Below are 4,497 nucleotides of genomic sequence, written 5' to 3' on the forward strand. Positions count from 1 at the left end.
ACCCCGACGGCATCCACGAGGCCGAGACCGCACGCATCCGCGCGAGCCGCGTTCGCCTCGGCCAGCGGGCGGTAGGGGAGGGCCACCCGTGCGGACGCGTCGCCGTAGATCGCGACGGTCACCGCGTCGGCGGCATCGATGCGGCACACCATGCCGATGACGGTGGAGGCCACCGAGGAGGCGGCATCCGCGTCGTCGTCGGGCGGCAGGTCGACCCGCAAGCCGCCCAGGCTCCGCCCGTCGTGCATCGGGACAACGACCACGCTCCGGGTCGGGGTGTACCCCAGCATCCGGGGAATGAGGGAAAGGAACTGTGCCGCGTCGGCGGCTTTCACAACAGGAGTCATACCTCGACGGTGGCCGGGCGGGCATCCCGGTGCCGTTCCTCCACACGTTTCCCGCCGGTTGTGCCCGGATGCCGCCCTGGGGAGGGGAAGACGCCGAGCGCGTACGATGGGGACATGGACTCGTACTGGGTGGCCGTCGTGTGGTCGCTGCTGCCGACCGTCGTCGTGCTGGGACTGTTCGTGTTCATCCTGCGCGCTGTGATCCGAATGGACCGCAACGAGCGGCGCAGTTACGCGAAGATCGAGGCGCAAGAGCGCGCAAAACGAGGAATGGGCCCGGCCACGGGCGATTCCGCCGCTCGATGACCCGGTCGTCCCGATACGCTGATCCCGAGCGCAAGGGGAGACGGGTGTGCTGAGTATCAGCGTCGACTGGACATGGACGTGGCCGGTCGTTGTCGTCCTCGTGATCGATGTGACCATCCGCATCCTGGCGATCATCGTCATCCCGCGGAACCGGCGGCCGACCGCGGCAATGGCGTGGCTCCTGGCCATCTACTTCATCCCCGTGCTCGGGGTGCTGCTGTTTCTGCTGATCGGAAACCCGCGTCTGCCGCGGAAGCGACGCCAGATGCAACAGCAGATCAACGAGGTGATCTCCGACCTCAGCGAAGGACTCGAGTTCGGCACGCTGCGCCCCAACGCCCCCGAGTGGTTCACCTCGCTCGTGCGATTGAACCGCAAACTTGGCGCCATGCCGCTGGCCGGAGACAACGACGCACAACTGATCTCCGACTACCAGACGAGCCTCGACGCCATGGCAGAAGCCATCCGCCGCGCCGAGCGATACGTGCACGTCGAGTTCTACATCCTGCAGGCCGACGCAGCCACCGACAACTTCTTCCGCGCGCTCGAGGAGGTCGCCGCGCGCGGGATCCCGGTGCGGGTCATGTTCGATCACTGGGCGAACCGCTCCAAGCCGTACTACCGCGAGACCCAGCGGCGACTGAACGCGATGGGCGCTCAGTGGCGACTGATGCTGCCGATCCAGCCGCTGAAGGGAAAGTTCCAGCGGCCGGACCTGCGCAACCACCGCAAGCTGCTGGTCGTCGACGGGCGGGTCGCGTTCACCGGTTCGCAGAACGTCACCGACTCCAGCTACAACCTGCCCAAGAACATCCGGCGCGGCTTGCACTGGGTCGACCTCATGGCGCGCATCGAGGGACCCGTCGTCGGGTCGATCGACGCTGTCTTCCTCAGCGACTGGTACAGCGAGACCGGTGAGGCGCTCGAAGACGAAGCCGACCTGTTCAGCGGGACGGCCGGCCCGGGTGACCTGGACTGTCAGATCGTCCCCTCCGGCCCCGGATTCGAGTTCCAGAACAACCTCAAGCTGTTCATGGCGTTGCTGTTCGCGGCGACCGAGCGGATCATCATCGTCAGCCCGTACTTCGTCCCCGATGAGGGGCTGCTGCTGGGTATCCAGACGGCGTGCCAGCGCGGCATCCACGTTGAGCTGTTCGTCTCGGAGGAAGGCGACCAGGCGATGGTGTATCACGCGCAGCGCAGCTACTACGAGGCGCTGCTGCGCGCCGGCGTGAAGATCTGGATGTTTCAGAAGCCGTTCATCCTGCACTCGAAGTCGATCACGATCGACGAGGAGGTCGCCGTCATCGGGTCGAGCAACATGGACATGCGTTCGTTCGGTCTGAACCTGGAGATCTCGATGCTCGTGCGCGGCGAGGAGTTCGTCGCGCAGATGCGCGCGGTCGAGGACCAATACCGGCGCTCCTCACGCGAGCTGACCCTGGACGAGTGGATGCAGCAACCGCTGCGCTCCACCGTGCTCGACAACCTCGCCCGCCTCACCAGCGCCCTGCAATAGCACCTCCCACTCAGCTGGCTGCCTACCCGGGGCACTCCGGTTCGTTCGCGCCGAACTGTCGGTTCGGGCCGGGTGCACCCGCCGTTTGGCGCGAACGAACGTGGGTCGCCCCGGTTGGTTCGTGCTGAAGTGTCGGTGCGGGCCGAGGGCACCCGCCATTCGGTGCGAACGAGTGCGCCATCGCCTGCACAGGGAGGGAAAGCGCGCGCGAGTCCACGAAACCGCGGGCGCAGCGTCGCACGGTGGTCTGCGCCCGCCACGCTGGGGGCATGCGACGAACCCCCCTTCCTGCCCATCTCGGGACGGTGTTCTCGGTTGCCGACGCTCGCGAGGCGGGCGTCTCATCGTCGCGCCTGCGAGCGAAAGACCTGGACCGGCCCTTCCGCGCGGTCCGTACCGCGGCGGCGTCGAGCGCGGGAGCGGCGCACCCCGAAGACCGGATCCTGGCGCTGGCCGTCGCCTACCGCCACCGCATGACCACGCACGAGTTCTTCAGCCACGTGACTGCGGCCGTCGCCTGGGGCGTGCCGCTCCCGCGTTGGCTTGTCGCCGAGCGCGAACTCGACGTGTGCGTCCTTCATCCCAGACGCGCGCCGAACTCGGTGAACGTGTCCGGACACGCCGTGCTGGCCAGAATGGCGAGCGTGGTGGTGCATCCCGAGCATGGGTTTCCACTGGCCAGCCCGGCGACGACGTGGGCGACGCTCGGGGCATTCCTGCCGTGGCGTGATCTTGTGGTGGCCGCCGATGCGATCGTCCGCGAGCCGATGCATCGCGATGACCCACCCGCGCTCGCGACGGTCGAGCAGCTGCGAGCCGCGGTGGCTGCCGGCCGACGTGCGGGCGCACGCGACCTGCGCGAGGCGCTCCCGTCGGTGAACACCCGCTCGCGGTCGAGGCCCGAGACTCTGTTGCGGCTCCTGTTGGCGGATGCCGGGTTGCCGGCAGCTGAGGTGAACGCCGACGTGTTCGATGCGGGTGTGTGGCTGGGCCAGGTCGACCTCGTGTTCCGGGCCGCGCGTGTTGCCGTCGAGTATGAGGGCACGCACCATGTGACCGACCCGGAACAGTGGCGGCGCGACATCGAGCGCTACGAGCGCCTGGCCGCCGCGGGGTGGACCGTCATCCGCGTCACGAACGCGCAGCTCACGCAGGCGTCGGCATCCGTTGTCGCGCGCGTGCGCAACGCCCTCGCCGCCCGACGCTGAGCCGTCGGTGTTCCATTCGTGCCGAAGTGCTCGTCGGCGCGCCTGACATTGGCAGGTCGGCGCGAATGAGCCGGGTGGGGAGGGCGTCACGCCGACGGCGAACACGGCGGTGAGGGCGTCGGGCGCTGGTTACGCTCGTTGTAGTGCCGGAAGAACCGGTGCATGAGGAGTGTGACGATGTTCGAGAGATTCACCGACCGTGCCCGTCGCGTGGTCGTGCTCGCCCAAGAAGAGGCGAAGATGCTCAACCACAACTACATCGGCACCGAGCACATCCTGCTGGGGCTCATCCACGAGGGCGAGGGCGTCGCCGCCAAGGCCCTCGAGAGCCTGGGTATCTCGCTGGATGCCGTGCGCGAGCAGGTGCAGGACATCATCGGCCAGGGCCAGCAGCAGCCCACCGGCCACATCCCCTTCACCCCCCGCGCCAAGAAGGTGCTCGAGCTCAGCCTGCGCGAGGCGCTGCAGCTCGGCCACAACTACATCGGCACCGAGCACATCCTCCTCGGGCTGATCCGTGAGGGCGAGGGCGTCGCCGCGCAGGTTCTCGTCAAACTCGGCGCCGACCTCAACAAGGTGCGCCAGCAGGTCATCCAGCTGCTCAGCGGCTACCAGGGCAAAGAGCCCGCGGGCGTGTCCGCTGGCCCCGGCGAGCAGACCCAGGCCGCGCAGGGCGGTTCGGCGGTGCTGGACCAGTTCGGGCGCAACCTCACTCAGGCCGCGCGCGACAACAAGCTCGACCCGGTCATCGGTCGTGAGAAGGAGATCGAGCGGGTCATGCAGATCCTCTCGCGCCGCTCCAAGAACAACCCCGTGCTCATCGGGGAGCCCGGCGTCGGCAAGACCGCCGTCGTCGAGGGCTTGGCGCAGGCGATCGTGAAGGGTGAGGTCCCCGAGACCCTGAAGGACAAGCAGGTCTACTCCCTCGACCTCGGCTCGCTCATCGCCGGGTCCCGCTACCGCGGCGATTTCGAAGAGCGGCTGAAGAAGGTCACGAAGGAGATCCGCACGCGCGGCGACATCATCGTGTTCATCGACGAGATCCACTCCCTCGTCGGTGCCGGCGCGGCCGAAGGCGCGATCGACGCGGCCTCCATCCTCAAGCCCCTGCTGGCGC

The 4,497-nt window shown here is 68.0% G+C and carries 5 protein-coding genes; 4 read left to right on the plus strand and 1 reads right to left on the minus strand.

What is annotated here, in order from left to right; all coding sequences use genetic code 11:
• On the minus strand, positions 1–347 hold a 347-nt coding region (locus ACK5KK_RS10085), incomplete at its 3' end, for a DUF4192 family protein (protein ID WP_416889953.1).
• Positions 348–461: 114 nt separating this feature from the next.
• Here ACK5KK_RS10085 and ACK5KK_RS10090 point away from each other — a divergent pair.
• From ACK5KK_RS10090 to ACK5KK_RS10105, 4 genes are all read left to right on the plus strand, one after another.
• Positions 462–653, plus strand: coding sequence for a hypothetical protein (locus ACK5KK_RS10090; protein ID WP_416889954.1), 192 nt, complete (start codon positions 462–464; stop codon positions 651–653).
• Positions 654–699: 46 nt separating this feature from the next.
• Entirely contained in the window at positions 700–2,172 is a 1,473-nt protein-coding gene (gene cls / locus ACK5KK_RS10095) for a cardiolipin synthase (RefSeq protein WP_416889955.1), read from the plus strand.
• Between the two features lie 269 nt (positions 2,173–2,441).
• Positions 2,442–3,380 (plus strand): endonuclease domain-containing protein, encoded by a 939-nt coding sequence (locus ACK5KK_RS10100; RefSeq protein WP_416889956.1) that lies wholly within the window; start codon positions 2,442–2,444, stop codon positions 3,378–3,380.
• A 177-nt stretch (positions 3,381–3,557) separates the two neighbouring features.
• On the plus strand, positions 3,558–4,497 hold a 940-nt coding region (locus ACK5KK_RS10105; RefSeq protein ID WP_416889957.1), incomplete at its 3' end, for a Clp protease N-terminal domain-containing protein.

The sequence above is a fragment of the Microbacterium sp. genome (assembly GCF_047972865.1).
GTDB lineage: Bacteria > Actinomycetota > Actinomycetes > Actinomycetales > Microbacteriaceae > Microbacterium.